General features: G+C 65.0%; 17 protein-coding genes. 13 read left to right on the top strand and 4 right to left on the bottom strand.

What is annotated here, in order from left to right:
• The first annotated feature begins 244 nt into the window (after window positions 1–244).
• The 6 genes from B5F70_RS05035 (at window position 245) to B5F70_RS05010 (ending at window position 5,534) form a co-directional block, all read left to right on the top strand.
• Window positions 245–2,317, top strand: a complete 2,073-nt coding sequence (locus tag B5F70_RS05035) for an RNB domain-containing ribonuclease (protein ID WP_241145904.1) — start codon at window positions 245–247, stop codon at window positions 2,315–2,317.
• Window positions 2,318–2,347: 30 nt separating this feature from the next.
• The gene (locus B5F70_RS05030) at window positions 2,348–3,283 is read left to right on the top strand and encodes a hypothetical protein (protein ID WP_241145903.1); all 936 of its coding nucleotides are present in this window, start codon (window positions 2,348–2,350) and stop codon (window positions 3,281–3,283) included.
• Window positions 3,276–3,746, top strand: coding sequence for an SsrA-binding protein SmpB (gene smpB, locus B5F70_RS05025; protein ID WP_087204462.1), 471 nt, complete (start codon window positions 3,276–3,278; stop codon window positions 3,744–3,746). The genes B5F70_RS05030 and smpB overlap by 8 nt, the downstream gene beginning before the upstream one ends.
• Before the next feature lie 18 nt (window positions 3,747–3,764).
• Window positions 3,765–4,664, top strand: coding sequence for an ankyrin repeat domain-containing protein (locus tag B5F70_RS05020; RefSeq protein WP_087204461.1), 900 nt, complete (start codon window positions 3,765–3,767; stop codon window positions 4,662–4,664).
• 76 nt (window positions 4,665–4,740) lie between these two features.
• A complete protein-coding gene (locus B5F70_RS05015) occupies window positions 4,741–5,244 on the top strand; it encodes a flavin reductase family protein (RefSeq protein ID WP_087204460.1) in 504 nt (167 codons plus the stop codon).
• A 146-nt stretch (window positions 5,245–5,390) separates the two neighbouring features.
• Window positions 5,391–5,534: a rubredoxin-like domain-containing protein gene (locus B5F70_RS05010; protein ID WP_019129171.1), complete on the top strand. Its 144-nt coding sequence runs from the start codon at window positions 5,391–5,393 to the stop codon at window positions 5,532–5,534.
• A gap of 127 nt (window positions 5,535–5,661) precedes the next feature.
• On the opposite strand, the gene B5F70_RS05005 is transcribed toward B5F70_RS05010, so the two are convergent.
• The 3 genes from B5F70_RS05005 to B5F70_RS04995 all read right to left on the bottom strand — a co-directional run bounded on the left by B5F70_RS05005 (window position 5,662) and on the right by B5F70_RS04995 (window position 8,107).
• A complete protein-coding gene (locus B5F70_RS05005) occupies window positions 5,662–6,354 on the bottom strand; it encodes a hypothetical protein (protein WP_087204459.1) in 693 nt (230 codons plus the stop codon).
• A gap of 265 nt (window positions 6,355–6,619) precedes the next feature.
• Window positions 6,620–7,099: a hypothetical protein gene (locus B5F70_RS05000; RefSeq protein WP_206383504.1), complete on the bottom strand. Its 480-nt coding sequence runs from the start codon at window positions 7,097–7,099 to the stop codon at window positions 6,620–6,622.
• A 168-nt stretch (window positions 7,100–7,267) separates the two neighbouring features.
• Window positions 7,268–8,107 (bottom strand): ATP-binding cassette domain-containing protein, encoded by an 840-nt coding sequence (locus tag B5F70_RS04995; protein WP_087204457.1) that lies wholly within the window; start codon window positions 8,105–8,107, stop codon window positions 7,268–7,270.
• A 198-nt stretch (window positions 8,108–8,305) separates the two neighbouring features.
• Here B5F70_RS04995 and ilvA point away from each other — a divergent pair, with 198 nt between their 5' ends.
• Window positions 8,306–9,526, top strand: a complete 1,221-nt coding sequence (ilvA, locus tag B5F70_RS04990) for a threonine ammonia-lyase (protein ID WP_087204456.1) — start codon at window positions 8,306–8,308, stop codon at window positions 9,524–9,526.
• Between the two features lie 100 nt (window positions 9,527–9,626).
• On the opposite strand, the gene B5F70_RS04985 is transcribed toward ilvA, so the two are convergent.
• Window positions 9,627–10,850, bottom strand: a complete 1,224-nt coding sequence (locus B5F70_RS04985; RefSeq protein ID WP_241145906.1) for a DUF4143 domain-containing protein — start codon at window positions 10,848–10,850, stop codon at window positions 9,627–9,629.
• Window positions 10,851–12,290: 1,440 nt separating this feature from the next.
• On the opposite strand from B5F70_RS04985, the gene ilvD reads away from it, so the two are divergent.
• The 6 genes from ilvD (at window position 12,291) to B5F70_RS04950 (ending at window position 20,450) form a co-directional block, all read left to right on the top strand.
• Complete coding sequence (gene ilvD / locus B5F70_RS04975) at window positions 12,291–13,949, top strand: dihydroxy-acid dehydratase (protein WP_087204454.1); 1,659 nt, start codon at window positions 12,291–12,293, stop codon at window positions 13,947–13,949.
• Window positions 13,946–16,069, top strand: a complete 2,124-nt coding sequence (ilvB, locus tag B5F70_RS04970) for a biosynthetic-type acetolactate synthase large subunit (RefSeq protein ID WP_343283722.1) — start codon at window positions 13,946–13,948, stop codon at window positions 16,067–16,069. Before ilvD ends, ilvB begins: the two co-directional genes overlap by 4 nt.
• Window positions 16,070–16,071: 2 nt before the next feature.
• Entirely contained in the window at window positions 16,072–16,557 is a 486-nt protein-coding gene (ilvN, locus tag B5F70_RS04965) for an acetolactate synthase small subunit (RefSeq protein WP_087204453.1), read from the top strand.
• 199 nt (window positions 16,558–16,756) lie between these two features.
• Window positions 16,757–17,785 (top strand): ketol-acid reductoisomerase, encoded by a 1,029-nt coding sequence (gene ilvC / locus B5F70_RS04960; protein ID WP_256363448.1) that lies wholly within the window; start codon window positions 16,757–16,759, stop codon window positions 17,783–17,785.
• A gap of 593 nt (window positions 17,786–18,378) precedes the next feature.
• Window positions 18,379–19,386, top strand: a complete 1,008-nt coding sequence (locus tag B5F70_RS04955) for an ABC transporter substrate-binding protein (protein ID WP_087204451.1) — start codon at window positions 18,379–18,381, stop codon at window positions 19,384–19,386.
• Window positions 19,387–19,427: 41 nt separating this feature from the next.
• A complete protein-coding gene (locus tag B5F70_RS04950; RefSeq protein WP_087204450.1) occupies window positions 19,428–20,450 on the top strand; it encodes an ABC transporter substrate-binding protein in 1,023 nt (340 codons plus the stop codon).
• Window positions 20,451–20,531: the final 81 nt, after the last annotated feature.

Raw genomic sequence — 20,531 nt, 5'->3', positions numbered from 1 at the left:
CGGCCCCTTTGCGTTGAGCAGGACGACGGCCGCTCGGGCGGCCGTTTGAGGCACATTTGGGGACGGGGTCAAAATGTGCATCCTTGCCAGCGTGTTGTTTGCTGCCTTTACCCCATAAGACCCGTCGGAGGGGAGGTGCGCCGTGGGGCGCCGACGTCGACATAGATCTCATCGCGGGCCGGCGCGCAGCGTTCGTCGCCCGAGCCTTACCGGTACCGTGGTCCTGCGCGAGCACGGTGCCCTGGTGGAGACGGCCGAGGGTTCGTTCAGGTTGGCTGGCCGCTCTCTGCGCGAGGTGATGGGCGGCGACACGGTTGCCGTGAGCCTACACCGCGGCCAGCGCGGCGAGCGTCGTGCCGTGGTGGAGAGTGTGATCGAGCGCGCCGCCGTGACGGTGGTGGGCACCTATGCCGCCGCTGGCCCGCTCGGGGCGATCCGCCCGCTCGACACGCGCCTGCATGCGGACTTCTTCGTCTTGCCCGGCGACCTCTCCGCGCAAGATGCGCATGTTGCGGAGGGCGACGTGGTCCTCGCGCGCATTGTCTCTTACCCTACGCGCTACGAATCCGGCGTGGTGACCATCGAGCGGAGGCTCGGCGGCGCGGATGCTCCCGACCTCGGCGTTCAGTGCATTATGGCGCGCTACGACCTTGTGGAAGGCTATCCCAAGGCTGCGGAGCGCGAGGCCGAGGGGCTTGCGCTCGACGTGGAGGCGGCGCTTGCAGATCCGCTGCGCCGCGATTTGCGCGACCGTTTTGTCCTCACCATCGACCCGGTCGACGCGCGAGACTTTGACGACGCCATCTCGCTCGCGCGTACGACAGACGGCGGCTACGCCCTCGGAGTGCACATTGCCGACGTGTCCCACTACGTTGCCTGGGACGGTTCGATCGACCTCGAGGCGCGCCGCCGCGGGACCTCGGTCTATCTTGCTGATCGCGTGCTGCCGATGCTGCCCGAGCGCCTCTCGAACGAGCTCTGCTCGCTTGTGGCGGGCGAGGACCGCTTAGCGTTCACGGTGGATATGGAGCTCGACCGCGCGGGGCGTCCGCGTCGCGTGCGCATGTATCCGAGCGTCATTCGCTCGCGCGTCCGTTTGTCCTACGACCAGGCAGATGCGCTGTTGGAGGGCGCCGCTGCGAGCCGGGACGACGAGGCGGGCCAGGGCGCCGCTACGGGCCAAGACGCTGCCGCGGGCCAAGGCGCCGCTGCACACCGCTCGGAGCCGCCGTGCCCGCACGGCGGCCTGTCGCTGTCGGAGCAGATTACCCGCGCTGCGGCCGAGGGCGTGGACCTTGCCGCGTTTCTCGCCTTGGCGCACGAGCTCGCCCAGAAGCGCACAGCAATTCGCCTCGCGCGCGGCGCCATCGACTTCGACACCGTCGAGGTGCATGCGCTCATGGGCGAGGGCGGTGTGCCGCAGGCGCTCGTCTCGCGCGAGCGCACCGCTGCGACCTCGCTCATCGAGGAGGCGATGCTGCTTGCCAACGAGTGCGTGGCGGAGCGCCTGGCCGTCCTGGATACGCCGTGCGCCTATCGCGTGCACGAGCCGCCTTCGCCCGACCATCTCCACGCCGCGGCGGAAACCTTAAGCGAGCTGGGCGTGATCGACCGCGCCGGTGCCCGCCGGATCGAGGTAGGCGACCAAGCGGCCATGCGGGCCGCGCTTGCGCATGCGGAGCGCACCGGAGCGGGCGAGATTGCCAACGCGCTTCTCCTCCGCGCCATGCAGCGCGCCCTCTACAAGCCCGCTAACGAGGGGCACTATGCCCTCGGTGCTCCTGCGTACTGCCACTTCACAAGTCCCATTCGCCGCTACCCGGACCTCATCGTCCACCGGGTCCTCAAGCAGGTTCTGGCAGCGGAGCAGCTCGGCGCTCGTGAGGCCCGCTCGCGTGCCGCGCATCTTACCGGTAGCGGGCGCGACGCGCTCGAACGCGTGCTGCCACAAATATGCCGGGGCGCGAGCGACCGCGAGCGCATGGCGGACGCCGCCGCGCACGCCTCGCAAAAGGTCATGGTGGCAACCTACTACGCCTCGCGCGTGGGCGAGCGCGCCGCGGGGCGCATCGTCTGGATGGACCAGATGGGCCTTTTTGTGCGCCTCGACGACACGCATGCAGAGGGCCTCGTCCGACTGTCTGCCGTGGGCGACGAGTGGTTCGATTTTGACGAGCGAACCCTCTCCATCACCGGTGCCTCGACGGGTCGCGTGGTACGCGTGGGCGACCGCGTCATCGTAGAGGTCGCTTCCACCAACGTGCTGCGCGGCCACCTCGATCTCAAGCTCGTGCACGTCGTGTGTGCGCTACACTAGGGGCCTGACCGAATGGGAGGACATGCGAACATGGACCAGATGAGGGACCTTCCCTTTACGCTCGACGACCTCGCCCATGCCGAGAACTTCCTCGCGCAGGGCGACATCGACCGCGCCCTGCCGTACCTGCAGGATCTGCGCGATGCCGCCGAGGAGTACATAGCGAGCGCCTGCGTCACCACCGACGAGGTGCAGTACTTTAGCTTTGCCGATGAGTTCGAGTGGCTTGCGTACCGCCGCGTCGAGCGCGACCCGCGCCGCCTCGTGCCGGCGCCGCTGCCCTTCGACCGTCTCTACGCCGCCCTCGGCTTTGCCTATATCCGCCAGAACGAGTACACGCTTGCGCGCGACTCCCTCATGCAGGCGGTCCGCTGGGACCCCATGAACTGCGCGCACCGGCTGAACCTCGCCGGCGTCTTCCGCACGCTCGGCAATGCGCAGGAGTGGGCGTCGCTCTCGCACTCGGTTATCGAGCGGGCGAGCGACCCGGTCTCGGCTGCACGCGCCTACGTGAACCTCGCCCTCTTCTTTATGGACGAGGAGAACGCCGCCGCTGCCGAGGGCTGCGTGCGCGCCGCGCGTCGCCTGGCCGAGGACGACGCCCTTGTTGCGCAGGCGGCGGACCGCATGGCTGCAGAGCATCCCGAGGCTGCCGAGCTCACCGATGCCGAGGCCGCGGGCGCCCTGGAGAGCGCGGGCGTTTCCGCCGAGCCCAACGCCGAGATGGCGGTCTGCCTTATCATGTGCGCGACCGATGCGGCCGCCCAGGGCAAGACCGACGAGGCCACGCGCTTCACCATCCGTGCGCGCGACCTGGTGGGTGCACCTGCTGCCAAGGCCCTCATCCAGCTTGTGCGCGAGGCCGATGCCGAGCTCCGCGCGGAGCGCGAGGGTGCCGCGCCTGCTGGCGCAGCCGGCGTTTCCGCGACCGATGGCGCTGCGGAGGAGGGGAACCAGGATGCCTAGCCGCCGCGAGCGCAAGACCATCGCCAAGAATCGCTCCGCGCGCCACGAGTACACCATCGAGGAGACGTTTGAGTGCGGCATCGAGCTTGCCGGCACCGAGGTCAAGAGCCTGCGCGAGCGTGCGTGCCAGATTACCGACACGTTCGCCCTCATCCGCCAGGGGGAGTGCTGGCTCGTGGGCGTGCACATCCATCCGTACAGCCATGGGTCTATCTTCAACCGCGACCCGGATCGGCGCCGCAAGCTGCTGCTGCACCGCAAGGAGATCGACTACCTCGACGCGAAGCTTCGCAACCGCGGCTACGCTCTCGTCCCGCTCGAGCTCTACTTCGATACCAACGGGCGCGTGAAGCTCACGCTGGGTCTCGGCCGCGGCAAGAAGCTCTACGACAAGCGCGAGGACATGGCGCGCCGCGACGTCGACCGCGAGATCGCCCGCGCCCTCAAGGAGCGCAGCCGCTAACGGGAAGGGACGTGCCGTATGGGAGGATGTTCGGTTCTTGTTTTGCTGAGCGCCCTGTTTGCGGTGGGTGCGGCGTTTCTCGCCATCTTTCTGGGCGCTCTCGGCCTCTTTCTCGTGGCGGTCGTCCTCACGATCGTGTTTGCCGTGCGCACGCCCCGACGCCGCGCCGCCGGCAAGAAGCTCGGACCGCTTATCGCCATCCCCATCGTGCTCTACGTCATCAGCGTGCCGGTGCTGGCGCTTTCGCTCACGCAGGTCATCGTGCCTGCCGCGGTGGACTACACCACGGCAAGTTACGTAGACGCCTGCGACGCGGTGCGCCACGACAACCCCGACGAGCTTAAGCGCTGCCTCTCGGCAACCACCTTCCGCTTTGATGAGGATAGGGGCGACACGCCCGAGAACCTGCTTGCGCTCGCGTTTGAGTACCGCGCGGCGCGCGTCGTGGGGCCGCTTCTTGACATGCTCGATAAGCTCGGCCTATCGATAGACGTAAACGCGCCGCTCGACCGCACCGATGCCGCGGGAGATGCCTATCGCTCTCAGTATCCGCTGCTTTGGGTGTGCGAGGAGGGCAATGCCGAGCTCGAGTCGGTGCAAGCCCTTGTCGAGCGCGGTGCGGATATCAACGTGCGTGACGACGCCACGGGCTGGACGCCTCTTATGTGGGCGTGCTCGGGCGCCTTTGAGGGCTACTGGGACGCGTATAAGGGGGACGACGCTGCTCGCCTTGCTCAGACGGAGGAAGCAATCGACTACCTGCTCGATATGGGGGCGGACCCGGGCATCGTAAGTGTGGAGGGCGACACGGCGTGGTCGCTTTTTGAGGTCTACGTGGGGGACCGCACGATCGGGGACCTTTCTGAAGACGCTGCTGCCGAGGCTCTCTCTACCTACGAGTCCCGCCTCAATCCGTAATCTCCGTCTCATCTGCCGGGCCTGGCTCCGCGCGGGTATAAGGGCCTCAACAACCCTTCGATGAGGGGAGAGCCTCATGGATATGACTGCGTTTTTCAAGATGAGCTACGGACTTTACGTGGTGTCCGCTCAGGCAGATGGCGAGCGCGCTGGCTGCCTCATCAACACCGCTGTGCAGGTGACGGCGGAGCCGCCGCGCATCTCGGTCGCCGTAAACAAGGAGAACGTTACGGCGGATGTGATCGCGCGCGCGGGCGCCTTCGCCGTCACGGCGGTCGATATCACGGCCGACATGCCCTACATCGGCAACTTTGGGTTCCGTACGAGTGCGGGTTACGACAAGTTTGAGAAGTATGGGTGCGAGGTAACCGAGCTGGGAAGCCCGTATGCACCCGAGCATGCCTGCGCCGTGTTCTCCTGCCGCCTCATCGACACCGTCGACGTGGGTACGCACTATCTCTTTATAGGGGAGGTCGTCGACGCGCAGAAGCTCTCCGACGAGGAGCCGCTCACCTACACGTACTACCACACGGTTCTGAAGGGAAAGACACCGCCCAAGGCGAGCTCGTACCAAGGGTAGTCGCAGAGAGCCACGGGTGCTCATGATATGCAACCATATTTGTAGCAATTATGATTCACACATGATTTCACGGGCACCTGTTTGAGATGTTGACGGTTTGGCTATACTAGCGATACCGATTCATCGCCTGTGAAAGGACGGTTGTCATGAGTGACGAGAAGAAGACCTACAAGTTCGTGTGCGTCGTGTGCGGCTACGAGGTCGAGGTCGATACCCCCGAGCTTCCCGAGGACTACGTCTGCCCCGTGTGCGGCGTCGGCCCGGATCAGTTCGAGCTCGTCGAGGAGTAGGTTTCCCCTCACATAGCAGCGAACAGCAGCAAAGAGCGCCCCTCCCATCGGAGGGGCGCTCTTCGTTTGTGCAGAAGCTCTTTTCGTGGGGCTCATCCCCGCGTTCTACAGCGTTGCTTATGCGCACTTACGGCATCGCCTGCGCTACCCCATATGTCGCGCCTGCGCGATAGCGCCCCTCCCTTCCGGCGATATCGCGCACAAGACGCAGGTAAAACCCCAGATATGCCCCTTCGGGCTTGCGCGTTCGGTCCTCGGGGTGAAACATCCCCGGGCCATCCTCGTCGGTGGCCTCGTGTGGGGCGCGGTCGTACAGGTGGACCCGGCCGATGCCCCGCCACATGCCATCGACGCGTGCGATTCGCTCGGCGATGGTGCCCGTGTTCCAGCGCTCCACCGAGCAAAGGTAGGGGTCGTAGACAGCGTAGCGCGCGTTGTCGCACACGTCGCGCAGCGTGCAGATGAGGCGCTCGGTGTCCTTGCCGAGGATCTCGAAACGCGAGAAGAACTGCGTGTCGGCGATAGCCGTGAGCCGCTCCTGCGTCTCGGGGCTGAGATGGGGCTTGCCTGCGACGTGGTGCCGTACAAAGTGCTCGAAGGGCGTTTTGCCCGCGAAGTACGGAAACTCGAAGAGCGCCCATTCGGCAAAGAGGGGGAGAAGCGCCCCCTCGTCGAGCGGCGCATCCGGTTCCGTGAGATAGGCGGGCTCGACGTATCCCATGAAGACGGTCTGCGCGGCCCACGCAACCTCTTCTTGATGATCTTGCCAGTAGGCGCGTACCTGCGCGATTTCCTGCTCGATGATGTGCTCGTCTACCATGGTGCCTCCCCGTGCCCCGGGGCGCCTCCCTGCGCCCGCCTGTCACTAACGGTAGAGGCCGCATCTCACCGTCCGCTGACCGGAATCCAGCCCGAGCGCATGCGGGGCCGACCGATTTCCACGTGCAGCGAACCGCGCTGGTAGGTCCTACTAAGGAAAAGCCCCGTTTAGCCGAGGGGCCAAACGGGGTGTGCGTCAATCTCCACAGGGTCTCTAGATTGCCAGGCGGGTGAGGGATGTCGCTGGGCTGCCGCCTGCCGAGCGGTTACGACTTTGTCTCCATGCGGGCGTGGCATTTGGGGCAGGTGACGATGATCTTGCCCTTGCCGCGCGGGACGGAGAGCATGGTGCCGCAGTTGGGGCACTTGAGGAACGCCTTCTCCTTGCGCTCCTTCCACATCTTCTTGGCCGTGCGGGCCTGGCGCTTGAAATCGGCCGTCGCCGTCCCCGCCGCGGAGCCCGTCCCGCTGCGCCGCGCGCCCGCGTTTGTCTGGCGGTTGCGCGCAAACGAGCCGCCGCCGGGGAGCTTCGCCATGACGGAGTGGAACCAGTCGTTCTCGCGCTCGCGCGCGGCGAGGTTCTTGGAGAAGGCGCGGAACAGCGCCACCAGAAGGATAGCGAGGGCGATGTAGGACGCGATGCGCCAGGTGAAGATGGTGCCGAGGAGCGCGAGCACGACGCCTATGCCGCCGAGCGCGGCGGAGAGGTCGTCGACGCCGTTGCGGCCGTTCATAAAGTTCTGCATGAAAACCTGCTCTTTCGCTGGCTGGAATGCCACGGTGTCCAACGTTGACCAGAGCATCTTACCCATAAGAGCGCGGGGAGTGCGCGCGGTTTGAACAGGTAGGGAAAACAGCGCGGAGTGTCCATGCGCGCTTGTGCGGCGGATGGGGTGCCCCCTGCGCCCGCTTGCTCAGTAGCGTCCCCTCAGAGCGTACCAGCCCTCGCGCTCCTCCACCTCGAGCGGCACATCAAAGAGGTCGGAGAGCGTGTCGCTCCTTAAGAGCTCAGCTTTGGGCCCGTCGGCAAAGACCTCGGCGTCCTTTATCAGCATCACGCGGTCGATGGCGGGGATGATGTCCTCGGGGTAGTGCGTCACGAGCACGACGGAGCGGCCCTCTGCCGCCAAGAGGCTCATGGTGCGGCGGACGTGGTACATACCCTCGGGGTCGAGGCCCGTGCAGGGCTCGTCGAAGATGAGAACCTGCGGGTCGCTCATGAGCTCGCGTGCGACGAGCACGCGCCGCACCTGGCCGGTGGAGAGCGTCATGACGTCGCGGCGGGCGAGGTCGGCGATGCCCAGGCGGTCGAGGGCGTCGAGCGCGCGCGGACGCGCGTCTTTGGGCAGGGCGGCGTGCTGAGGGAGCCCGAGCGTGCCCGAGATGCCGCCCATCACGATCTCCTCGACGGGCAGGTGTACGCGCACCTGGTCGTGCATGGTGGCGGAGACGATGCCGAGGGCCCGCTTGATGTCGCTCAAGAGCGGGCGCGCCTGCCCGCGAAAGCGGACGGGCGGCTCGTCGCGGTGGAGCGGGAAGACCTCGCGCGTGAGGAGCTGGATAAAGGTCGACTTGCCGGCGCCGTTGGGCCCGAGAAGCGCCACATGCTCGCCCTCGGCCAGGTCGAACCGGTCGATGGCGAGGATGGTGCGCCCGGCGCGGACGACGCGCGCGTCGCGAATTTGAAAGAGCGGTGCGGGGGAGGATGTCGACGTTGCGGGTGTCGATGGTGTGGATTGTTGGGGATCGGCCATGATGCCTCCGGGGTCGTACGGGTTGCCGATACGGTACTACGCTTCGCCCGCGCGCCCGCGCAGGGTGCGCGTTTGTTTCGAACCTTTTACCGGTCGCGCACGGTATCTGCTAAGATGCTACTTTAGTCTACTGGAGTATATCGCGGTGTTTGCGGGCTATCTGCCCGAGCGCCCGAGGGTATAGGGGAGGGCTGCGCCATGACCGAGATGCTGACGCTCGACGCGTTTGAGGAGGCCTCGCAGAAGGTCAAGGAGGTCACGCAGGAGACCAAGCTCGTCGAGAGCCCGTACTTCTCGGCGCAGTGCGGCAACCGCGTATGGCTCAAACCCGAGAACATGCAGCGCACGGGCGCCTACAAGGTGCGCGGCGCGTACTACAAGATCTCGACGATGAGCGCCGAGGAGCTCGATCGCGGCATCATCACGGCGAGCGCCGGCAACCACGCGCAGGGCGTCGCCTTCGCCGCCACGCGGGCGCACGCTCGGTCGGTGGTCGTCATGCCCACGACCACGCCGCTCATCAAAGTCGAGCGCACCAAGGGTTACGGCGCCGAGGTCGTGCTCTCCGGCGACGTGTACGACGAGTCGTGCAACTTTGCCCTCGAGCTCGCCGAACGCGAGGGGATGACCTTCATCCACCCCTTCAACGACCCCGTGGTCGCAACCGGTCAGGGCACCATCGCGATGGAGATCGTGCAGGAGCTGCCGCTCGTCGACACCATTCTCGTCCCCGTGGGCGGCGGCGGTCTCTCCTGCGGCGTGGCGACGTTCGCGAAGCTCTACAATTCCAAGATCCGCGTCATCGGCGTCGAGCCGGCGGGCGCGCCGAGTCTCACGGCGGCGCTCGAGGCGGGGAGCCCCGTGAAGCTTCCCGGCGCGAACACCATCGCCGACGGCACCGCGGTGCTCGAGGTCGGCGACAAGGTGTTTCCGTATCTGCAGCAAAACCTCGACGACGTCATCACCGTGCCCGACGACGAGCTCATCGTGGCCTTCCTCGACATGGTCGAGAACCACAAGATGATCGTCGAGAACTCGGGGCTTCTCACCGTGGCCGCCTTGAAGCATCTGCCCGCCGAGAACCGCCGCGTGGTTTCGATTCTCTCGGGCGGCAACATGGACGTGATCACCATGAGCTCGGTGGTGCAGCACGGTCTGATCCAGCGCGGGCGCATCTTCACGGTGAGCGTGCTGCTGCCGGATCGGCCGGGCATGCTCGTGAAGGTCGCCTCGGCTATCGCCGATGAGAACGGCAACGTCATCAAGCTCGAGCACAACCAGTTTGTGAGCACGAACCGCAACGCCGCGGTGGAGCTGCGCGTGACGATCGAGGCGTTTGGCGAGGACCACAAGCGGCAGATCGTGACGGCGCTCGAAGCCGCCGGGTTTGCCCCCGAGCTCGTGCAGACGGCGCTCTAGGGGAGCGTGGCGGCGCGGTTTGTGCAGACGCGGGTTGAGGATATGCCGAGACTCGGGTTCAGTCTGATGTGTCTCCCCGAGCGCCACGGCAGGTTGCATATCAGAGGAAGCGAGCCATGTACGTAGGGATGCACACCACTTCCCTGTCCTTTCTCATATTTTTGGTGTATACGAGATATTGCCTTCCGATTCGAGAGGAAAACTTGTCAGCAAAGGCATCGAGAGAGGCGTGCGTCTTGTATCTCGACGCTTTCACCTCGATGGGGCAGATTTTCTTGCCGTCGGGAAGGATGAAATCAATTTCGTAGTTGTGGTTTGACGTCCCTTTTGGCCACGTGTGGTAAAAGAGGCCGTATCCGTCAGCAGTCAGCTCCTGAGCGACCACGTTCTCGTAGATCATTCCAAGGTTGACGGGCAGTTTGTCGGCAAAAAGTTTCTCATACACGATATTTTCGGTAAATGCCGCATCTTTGAACATGAGCGTGACGAACAGCCCGGTGTCTGCCAAATAGAGTTTGAACTTCTCCAGATCGACGCTTGAGGACATGCCGACATTGGGGTCGTTTGCATGATATGCCATCAGCACCGTTTTGGACTCCCGGAGCTCGGCCAGCTCCTCGCGGATGTCTGAAGCTTGGCGATTGGCAAGCACGCTTGAGACGTGGAAGCGCGACGACTTGTTTGCGAGCTGGGCTGGGATGGCATCGAACAGCATCGAGAGGGCGCCCGAGGGGTCCAGTTTGTAGAAGTCCTCCTCGTAGAGGTTGATGATTGTTCGTTTGACATCGTCGACTACCTGTAAGTTGTTTGCGCTCAGATAGGCATCGACCGCTTGGGGCATCCCCCCGACGAGCATATAGAGCCTGAAGTCGCGCATCAGCTTTCTATTGAGGTCATCTCCGAGGCTAGTTCCTGTTGCAAATGCGGACCGGAGAAGAGGGATAGTCGCTTCGTCCCCACAAGCCCAACGGAACTCTTCGAAGTCCATGGGGCGCATCTGCACGCGCTCCTCCTCGCTCGGCATGAGGATGCCTGCGGTGTTCTTGCGAATCGAGATGAGCGACCCCGTCTCGATATAGTCGTAGCGCCCATCCTTCACGAGTGTCTTTATCGCCTGTCTGGCAAGCGGACACAGCTGGACCTCATCGAAGATTATGAGAGACGCGCGCTTGTGGAGTTGCGTCTGGTAGCGCAGCTGAAGCTGCAGGAACAGGTAGTCGAGGTCGGACACGTCATCAAAGAGACGTCGAACGTCAAGCGGCGCCTCTGCAAAGTCAACGCGGATGTAGCTGCGGTACTCCTTCTTGGCGAACTCCTCTTCGATGGTTGACTTGCCTACACGGCGAGCTCCCTCGAGAAGCAGGGCGGTATCGCCGTTGGATTATTCTTTCCAAGCGAGAAGTTTGTCGTAGACCTTTCTCCTGAACATCTCATCCTCCGAAATCCGCATTTTTAATAAGGCTAGTATTACCGAAATCCGCACATTCTAATATCGCTGATTAGCCGAATCCCGCATCTTTTGCATGACAGTGGGGGAGGCTTTCTTTAATCCGGTATGACAGGATGTCTATAGGGACGGAGGGACAACTTGGGCACCATTGGTCTGTGTGAGCTGCTGGGCGAGCACGATCGGCGGACGATCCGCGCGGTGGTGCAGAAAATGCAGGACATTCCCTTGGAGGCGTGCACGGCATGCCGCTATTGCTGCGAGAGCTGCCCCGTGGCGATCGCGGTTCCCGACATCTTCTGGACGCTGAGCACCGCGCGACTCTACCCGGGGACAGCCGTCCCAAGATGTGGTTTCAGGTGAATCTCGCATCTCCAGCGGGAAAGCTCGCACGGGAACGGGCGACAGCATTTCTCGATCGGTTCTGCCCGAGCTTGGGGTACGGGCGTCGCAGGACCCCATAATGCACGGGGGCGGCGGGTCCATATCCGGGCTGTTACCTAGTCCTTCCTCCTCGGTATACACAACTTTGCGTTTTATGTATACCGGGCTGACTTGTGTATACCTAACCAGGGGGTTAGTTCTATCTCGCTTTAACGTTCCCGCAGGTACAGGGCTTGTGTGGTTTCAGCGGGTGTTCGGGAGGGGGAGTTAGGTATACACAAATCAGTTTGGTATACGCAACTCTCGGATTTGCGTATACCTAAGTTGGCAAAGTATACGCAAACGGGGGAATTGCGTATACCCAGCTCGGTCGGGTATACACAATTGGGAGATTCGCGTATACCCGAGTTGCTCGGCATACACAAACGGGAGAATTGCGTATACCCAAGGCGACGGCCGGAGGCGGCGGGGCGCATCCTTGCGTCGCTGTTCTGTTCACCGGATGCGGTCAGACGCGCCCGCACCGCTTACCGGTCGAGGGAGCGCTTTCGCCGACTAAAGCGTTTCCAGTCTGTTTCGTCTTCGTTCTCTCCTAGGGCGGCGAGCCGGCCCGCGCGATACTAGCCAGACTCAGCAAATGCGATGACAGGGCGAGTACCCGCCTGCCGTCCCCCAGCGAGCGGGGAGCGTGAGAACCCGCGGCGGCCGGTGGAGAACATACCCTCGAGCAGCTCGGCTGAACGCGAAGTGCCGCGCGCGGGAGACCCCCGTGAAGCGGCGCGCGCCAGTACGCCGCGCCGGATCCCCCGTTACGGGCATCGAAGATCGAGGGGCAGACCACCCGTCCCACCTCGCATTTCTCGGGTACACCGCCTGCACGGGGCGCACCGCTCAGGACGCGCTCCATCCGCCGAGGGAAAGCGAGGTTCGCCTATGAGAAGCGATGCCGTGAAGAAAGGGCTGGCGCGCGCTCCGCACCGCAGCCTGCTTAAGGCCGATGGACTCACCGACGAGGAGCTCGACCGGCCGCTTGTCGCTGTCGTCTCCGCACAGAACGAGGTCATCCCCGGCCACATCCACCTCGATAAGATCGCCGACGCCGTCAAGGCGGGCATCCGTATGGCCGGCGGTACGCCGCTGCAGGTCAACACCATCGGCGTATGCGACGGCATCGCCATGAACCACGAGGGTATGCGCTACTCGCTCACGAGTCGCGAGGTCATCGCCGACTCTGTCGAATGCGCGATCCAAGGGCACCAGTTTGATGCGATGGTGCTCATACCCAGCTGCGACAAGATCGTGCCCGGCATGCTCATCGCCGCGGCGCGCCTGAACATCCCCACCATGCTCGTGTCGGGCGGCCCCATGCTCGCCGGGCACGACAAGTGCGGCAACCAAACCGATCTCAACACGCTCTTCGACGCCGTGGGCGCCGTCACCGCCGGCACCATGACCGAGGAGGAGTGCGCTTGGCTCGAGAGCACGGCCTGCCCCACCTGCGGCAGCTGCTCGGGTATGTTCACCGCAAACTCCATCTGCTGTCTGGCCGAGGCACTGGGGCTCGCGCTGCCCGGCAACGGCACGGTGCCCGCCGTCTACTCCGAGCGCATCCGCCTTGCCAAGCGGACGGGCATGCAGGTGATGAAGCTCCTCGAAGAGGGTACGACCGCGCTCGACATCTTAAACGAGGCCTCCGTCTACAACGGCATGGTGCTCGACATGGCCTTCGGCGGCTCCACCAACACTATGCTCCATCTCACGGCCATCGCTCACGAGGCGGGCTGCGACATCTCGATGCGGGATTGGGACGAGGTCTCGGCGCGCACGCCCAACATCGTGCGGATCGCGCCGGCCTCGAACCTCCATATCGAGGACCTGAACGCCGTCGGCGGTATCTCCGCCATCATCGGCGAGCTCGGCCGCGCCGGGCTTCTGCGCGATGATGCGCGCACCTGCCAAGGGACGATGGCGGAATGGGTCGCCGCATGCCCGGAACCGGACGGAACCGTGGTCCGCACCGTGGCGAACGCCTACTCTCCCACGGGCGGCCTCAAGGTCATGCAGGGCAACCTCGCCCCCGACTGCGGCGTCGTCAAGAAGAGCGCCGTTGCGCCCGATATGTGGCGCTTCGAGGGGACGGCGCGCGTGTTCGACAGCGAGGAGAGCGCGTGCGAGGCGATCTTCGGCGGGCAGATCCATGCGGGCGACGTGGTGGTCATCCGCTACGAGGGGCCTGCCGGCGGTCCGGGCATGCGCGAGATGCTGACGCCCACCTCTGCCATCTGCGGCATGGGGCTCGATCATTCCGTCGCCCTTATCACCGACGGCCGCTTCTCCGGCGCGAGCAAGGGCCCGTGCATCGGCCACGTCTCGCCCGAGGCGGCGGCGGGCGGCCCCATCGCGCTGGTGGAAGAAGGGGACCGCATCGCCATCGACATCGAGGCGGGCACGCTCGAGCTGCGCGTTTCCGACGAGGAGCTCGCACGCCGCCGCGCCGTCTGGCAGCCGCCCGCACCCAAGTACACCCGTGGCGTGCTCGCGCGCTACGCCAAGCTCGTTACCTCTGCCGACAAGGGGGCGTATCTCCAATGACCGACCAGATGAATGCGGCAGCGCGCGCCGGCAGCCCGCGCACGGCCGATATGCCCGACGATATCCGCCAGCACCGCTGCGCGAGCGCCGCGGCGCGGGCGCCCAAAGACGGTAAGGGCGACGGCACCACCCGTGCCGAGCGCCTGGCCCTGAAGGAGCGCGCCGTTTCGGGCAGGCCCTTCGGCCCCGGGAGCGCGACCGAGCATGAGGGCAAAACCATAACGGGCGCGCAGGCGGTCATCGCCTCGCTCGAGGCTGAGGGCGTCGATGTGCTCTTCGGCTATCCCGGCGGCCAGGCCATCAAGATCTACGACGCGCTGTACGACTCGACCAAGATCCGCCACATCCTCGCCCGCCACGAGCAGGCGGCCGTGCACGAGGCCGACGGCTACGCCCGCGCGACGGGCAGGGTCGGGGTGGCCCTCGTGACCTCGGGCCCCGGCGCCACCAATACGGTGACGGGCATCGCGACGGCCTACATGGACTCCGTGCCGCTCGTGATCATCACCGGCCAGGTCACCCGCGGCGTCATCGGTACCGACGCATTCCAAGAGGCGGACATCGTGGGCATCACCATGCCCGTGGTGAAGCACAGCTTCCTCCTTCAGAGCAACGACGACCTCACGCGGACGTTCCGCGAGGCGTTCTATATCGCCTCGACCGGCCGGCCCGGCCCCGTGCTCATCGACATCCCGAGCGATCTGGCGGGCGAGGAGATGGTCTTCCACTATCCCGACCAGGTGAACATCCCGAGCTACCGGCCCACCTACCGCGGCAACGCCAAGCAGGTGCGCCAAGCGGTCGAGCTCATCCGGGCGGCCGAGCGCCCCGTGCTCTACGTGGGTGGCGGCGTGGTGACGAGCCATGCGTGCTCCGAGGTGGTCGAGCTCGCCGAGAAGATGCGGATCCCCGTGGTGACGACGCTTCTGGGCAAAGCGGCCGTGCCCTGCTCCAACCCGCTCAACCTGGGGCCCGTCGGCATGCACGGCTCGAAGTACGCCAACATGGCCATGACCGAGGCGGACCTCATCATCGCCGTGGGCGCGCGCTTCTCCGACCGCGTGACGGGCAAGCTCTCCGAGTTCGCCCCGCACGCGACGTTTATCCACATCGACATCGACCCCGCCGAGATCGGCAAGGTGGTGGATCCCAAGGTTCCTATCGTAGGAGACGCGCGCAACATCGTGGCCGCCATCAACGAACGGCTCGACCGCGTGGGCGCCGAGCCGCAGGACGAGGCGTGGGTCGAGACGGTGTTTGCCTGGCGCGAGCGCTGGCCGTTCTACACCGAGGATTTTGCCGACTACCCCGACCGCATCGCGCCCGAGCAGGTGCTCGAGGCGCTCTCGGCCAAGCTCGACCCGCACGCGAGCGTGGTGACGACCGAGGTGGGCCAGCACCAGATGTGGGCGCACCAGCACATCCATCGCGAGGAGTCGCGCACGTTCATCAGCTCCGGCGGCCTCGGCACCATGGGCTTCGGTTTTCCGGCGGCCGTCGGCGCCAAGATCGGGCGCCCGGGCGCGCAGGTGGTCTGCATTGCGGGCGACGGCTCGATCCAGATGAACATCCAGGAGATGGCGACGGCCATCGGCAACGGCATCGCCGTGAAGGTCCTGCTCATCGACAACAACGCACTGGGCATGGTGCACCAGTGGCAGAGGCTTTTCTATCATGAGCGCTACAGCTGCACCGAGTTCACCGCCAACCCCGACTTCGTCAAGCTCGCCGAGGCGTACGGATGGGACGCCGCGCGCATCACCCGGCCGGACGAGGTCGATGCGGCGCTCGACCGCATGCTCGCGAGCGACAAGCCCTATCTGCTCGACGTCATCATCCCCACGGCGCAGACCGTCTACCCGATGGTCGCGCCCGGCGCCGCCATCGACGACATCATCGGCGCCATTGACGTGACCCTGGGCGGTGTCCGCGTGACGGAGAAGGGCATGAGCCCCGCCGGCGAGACGGCGGGTGCCATCGCCGAGCCGCTGCCGCTCAACGCCCGCACCGACGGCGCGGCGCGTACGGGAGGCGCGACCCGGCAGTCGGCGCCCGCGATGGGGGCCGAGGCGCACCCACAGATCGCTGCCGACGATGCGGACCGAAAGGGAGGCGAGTGACGATGAAGTACATTCTCTCGGTCCTCGTGGAGAACAAGCCCGGCGTGCTCAGCCGCGTGACGGGCCTCATCAGCCGACGTGGGTTCAACATCGACTCGCTGACCGTCGCGCCCACCGAGGACGTGACCATGAGTCGCATGACCATCATCGTCAACGCCGACGAGGTCGCCTACGAGCAGCTCACCAAGCAGCTCCACAAGCTCGTGTCCGTCTACAAGATCTCGGACCTCACGGAGGAGGACGCCATCGAGCGCGAGCTCGTGCTCTTCAAGGTGGTGGCTCCGCCCGACCGCCGGCACGAGATCATCGAGATCGCCAACATCTTCCGCGCCAACATCGTCGACGTGGGCAAGAACTCGCTCACCGTGGAGGCGACGGGCACGGCGAGCAAGCTGGATGCCATGGAGGACCTCTTCCGAAGCTACGGCATCCGCCAGCTCACGCGGACGGGCAAGATCGCGATGAGCCGCGGTGCGCGCGACGCATAAATCGCAGCGAGGCTGTCCGCGGGCTTGTCGTCACCCGCTGCGGACAGTCCTGACTCGCGCGGAGGCGCCACCGGCGCCTCCGGCTCGTGCGGAACTTGCGGGTGATGACAAGCCCGCGGACAGCCGGCCACGCCGAGTGTTCTCCGCAGGGTAACAAGACAGGGTTTAACCGCGCTCGGCGCGGTGACCATACAAGACAGTGTTCTATAACCGCAAGGTAAGGAGTACGAACATGGCAGTAACCATCTATTACGAGAGCGATTGCAAACCCGAGGTCATCCAGAACATGAAGGTGGCCGTCATCGGTTACGGCAGCCAGGGTCACGCGCATGCGCTGAACCTGCTCGACTCGGGCTGCGACGTGCGCGTCGGCCTGCGCGAGGGTTCCAGCTCCTGGGCCAAGGCCGAGGAGGCCGGTCTCAAGGTCATGAGCATGGACGACGCCGCCGAAGAGGCCGACCTCATCATGATCCTCACGCCCGACGAGACCCAGCCCAAGGTCTACGAGGAGCACATCAAAGACCACCTCAAGCCGGGCAACACCCTCGCCTTCGCCCACGGCTTCAACATCCACTTCGGCTACATCGTGCCGCCTGAGGACGTCAACGTCATCATGTGCGCGCCCAAGGGCCCCGGCCATATCGTGCGCCGTCAGTTTACCGAGGGCTCCGGCGTGCCCGACCTCGCCTGCGTGGCGCAGGATGCGACCGGCAATGCGTGGGACATCGCGCTCGCGTACTGCTGGGGCGTGGGCGGTGCCCGCTCCGGCATCATCAAGGCCACCTTTAAGGAGGAGACCGAGGAGGACCTCTTCGGCGAGCAGGCCGTGCTCTGCGGCGGCCTCGTGGAGCTCGTGAAGGCCGGCTTCGAGACCCTCACCGAGGCGGGGTATCCGCCCGAGCTCGCCTACTTCGAGTGCTATCACGAGATGAAGATGATCGTGGACCTCATGTACGAGAGCGGCATCCACTTTATGAACTACTCCATCTCCAACACCGCCGAGTACGGCGAGTACTACGCCGGCCCCAAGGTGATTAACGCCGAGAGCCGCGCGGCCATGAAGCAGATTCTGGCGCGCATCCAGGACGGCAGCTTTGCGCAGGAGTTTGTGGACGACTGCAACAACGGCCACAAGTGGCTCCTCGAGCAGCGCGAGAAGATTAACGAGCACGAGATTGAGAAGACGGGCGAGAAGATCCGCTCGATGTTCACTTGGATCAAGAAGTAGCCCGCTCGTTTTTTGTCGTTTGGTCAAATCGGTGCGCGAGGGGGCAATCGCGCGCCCGGAAAAGCGTCCTCTGCGGTTGGCGGAGGACGTTTTTCTTCTGGCGATGGGGCATATGGGGCGTGCGTTTGAGGCAAAATGCGCACCTCGGCCGGTTCGCCCTCGTGGGAAATGCCCTCTCGCGGGGTGATTTGACCAAACAGGCGCCTGCGAACGCGCGCTGTGGCGGTAGACAGGGAGCAGGACAGACGGAGGGGGAGCGGCTCGTTGCGGCCCGCGCTGCGTTTGCCGAGCGGTGTGCTCCCCGGCAGCCGTCGTACCGCATTTGAGCGGGGCGCAAGAGGTCCATACCTCGCTATTGGGTATCGATGGCGCAAATTCGGCGAACGGTATCTTGGGCGCGCGGAGCGTGCGCGCTAGGTTAACACTTGGTGACACCCCCGGCGACGCCGGGGGCTTGTCTATTATGGACAACACCCGGCAAGAGCGCGCGCCGGCCTTTGGCCGATGAGCGCGTGCAGACGGCGGCTCGCATATGCACGGTGCCGCACGGAGCCGGTGGGAAGTATTCGTCTTCGAATGAAGGAGCTCGCACCATGAAGCGACTCAAGACCTTTGGCGCGGCACTTGCCACGGGGGCCCTTGCTCTCGCGCTTGCTGCCTGCGGCGGAAACGGCGGTACGGTAGGGGGCTCGTCCGCGGCATCGGACGACGCTGCTACCGGTACTACGTATAAAATCGGCGTCCTGCAGCTCACCGAGCACGCGGCGCTCGACGCGGCCAACGAGGGCTTCGTCGCCGCGCTCGACGACTCCGGCATCGACTACACCATCGACCAGCAGAACGCGCAGAACGACCAGCCCACCTGCCAGACCATCGCCTCCAAGCTCGTGAACGATGGCGACGACCTCATCCTCGCCATTGGCACCCCGGCGGCCCAAGCGGTGGCTTCCGCCACGACCGATATCCCCATCATCGGCACCGCCATCACCGACTTCGCCGAGTCCGGCCTCGTGGCCGACAACGAGGCGCCCGGCGGCAACGTGACTGGCTCCTCCGATCTGACGCCCGTGGCGGACCAGATCGACCTTCTGCAGGAGCTCCTGCCCGACGCCCAGACCGTCGGCCTCCTCTACTGCACGGCCGAGGCGAACTCCGAGGTCCAGATCGCGATGGCCGAGGAGGCGCTCGACGCCGCCGGCATCGCCCACGAGCGCTACACCGTCTCGAGCTCCAACGAGATCCAGCAGGTCGTCGAGTCGATGGTGGGCAACGTCGACGCCATCTACACGCCGACGGACAACACCATCGCCGCAGGTATGGCCACCGTCGCCATGGTCGCCAACGAGCATCAGCTGCCCGTCATCGTGGGCTGCGACACCATGGTTGAGGACGGCGGTCTTGCCTCCTACAGCATCAACTACTACGATCTTGGGTACAAAGCCGGCCAGATGGCCGTGCGCATCCTCACCGAGGGCGCCGACCCGGCCGAGATGCCCATTGAGTACCTCGAGGCCGAGGATTGCCAGCTCATCGCCAACCAGCAGACGGCAGATGAGGTCGGCGTCGATATCTCGGGTCTTGAGGGCGCAGAGATCGTCTAGCGCACCCCCGCCCTTTGGGGCTTCCAAGAAAGGATTTCACCATGGCTACGATTATCGATCGCCGCATGTTTGCTAAGGGTTTTGCCGCTACCGCCGTAGCGACGGGCGCCATCGCGCTCGCCGGTTGCAGCGGGGAAGAGGCGCCCGCAGGTTCCGGCGCCGCCTCCGGCACCTCCTACAAGATCGGCGTGCTGCAGCTCACCGAGCACAGCGCTCTTGATGCCGCCAACGCCGGCTTTGTGAAGGCGCTCGACGACTCCGGTATCACCTACGAGATCGAGCAGCAGAACGCGCAGAACGACCAGTCCGCCTGCCAGACGATTGCGCAGACGCTCGTGAACGACGGCTGCGACCTCATCCTCGCCATCGCTACCCCCGCCGCCCAGGCGGTTGCGGGTGCGACGAGCGACATCCCCATCATCGGCACCGCCATCACGGACTTTGCCGCCTCCGACCTCGTTGCCGACAACGATGCGCCCGGCGGCAACCTCACCGGCACCTCCGACATGAACCCCGTTGCCGATCAGATCGACCTGCTCCAGAAGCTCGTCCCCGAGGCAAAGACCGTCGGCCTGCTCTACTGCACCGCCGAGTCCAACTCCGACATCCAGATCGCCATGGCTAAGGAGGAACTCGAGGCTATCGGTCTCACCGGGGTCGAGTTTACCGTCTCGAGCTCCAACGAGATTCAGTCCGTGGTGGAGTCCATGGTTGGCCAGGTCGACGCCATCTACACGCCGACGGACAACACCATCGCCGCCGCGATGACGCAGGTTGCCTCCATCGCCAACGAGGCCAAGGTGCCCACCATCTGCGGCGAGGTTGGCATGGTGGAGAACGGTGGCTTGGCATCGGTTTCCATCAACTACGAGGAGCTCGGTTACCGCGCCGGCGAGATGGCTGTCGAGATCCTCACCGAGGGCGCCGACCCGGCGGAGATGCCCGTCGAGACCATGAGCGCTGCCGAGTGCGACCTCGTCTTCAACCAGGTGACGGCTGATGAGATCGGCGTCGATGTCTCGGCGCTCGTGGACGAGGGCGGCGAGGACGTGAGCGCGGCGTAAGGCGCCTGAGCGTTTCCACTCCATTTCGCGACGAGCTCCGGTGGCAGGCTCCCGCGGTCCCTGCTACACTGTCACATTATC

The organism is Collinsella sp. An268, assembly GCF_002159765.1.
Lineage (GTDB): Bacteria > Actinomycetota > Coriobacteriia > Coriobacteriales > Coriobacteriaceae > Coprousia.
This window is presented reverse-complemented; position numbering and strand designations above follow the sequence as displayed.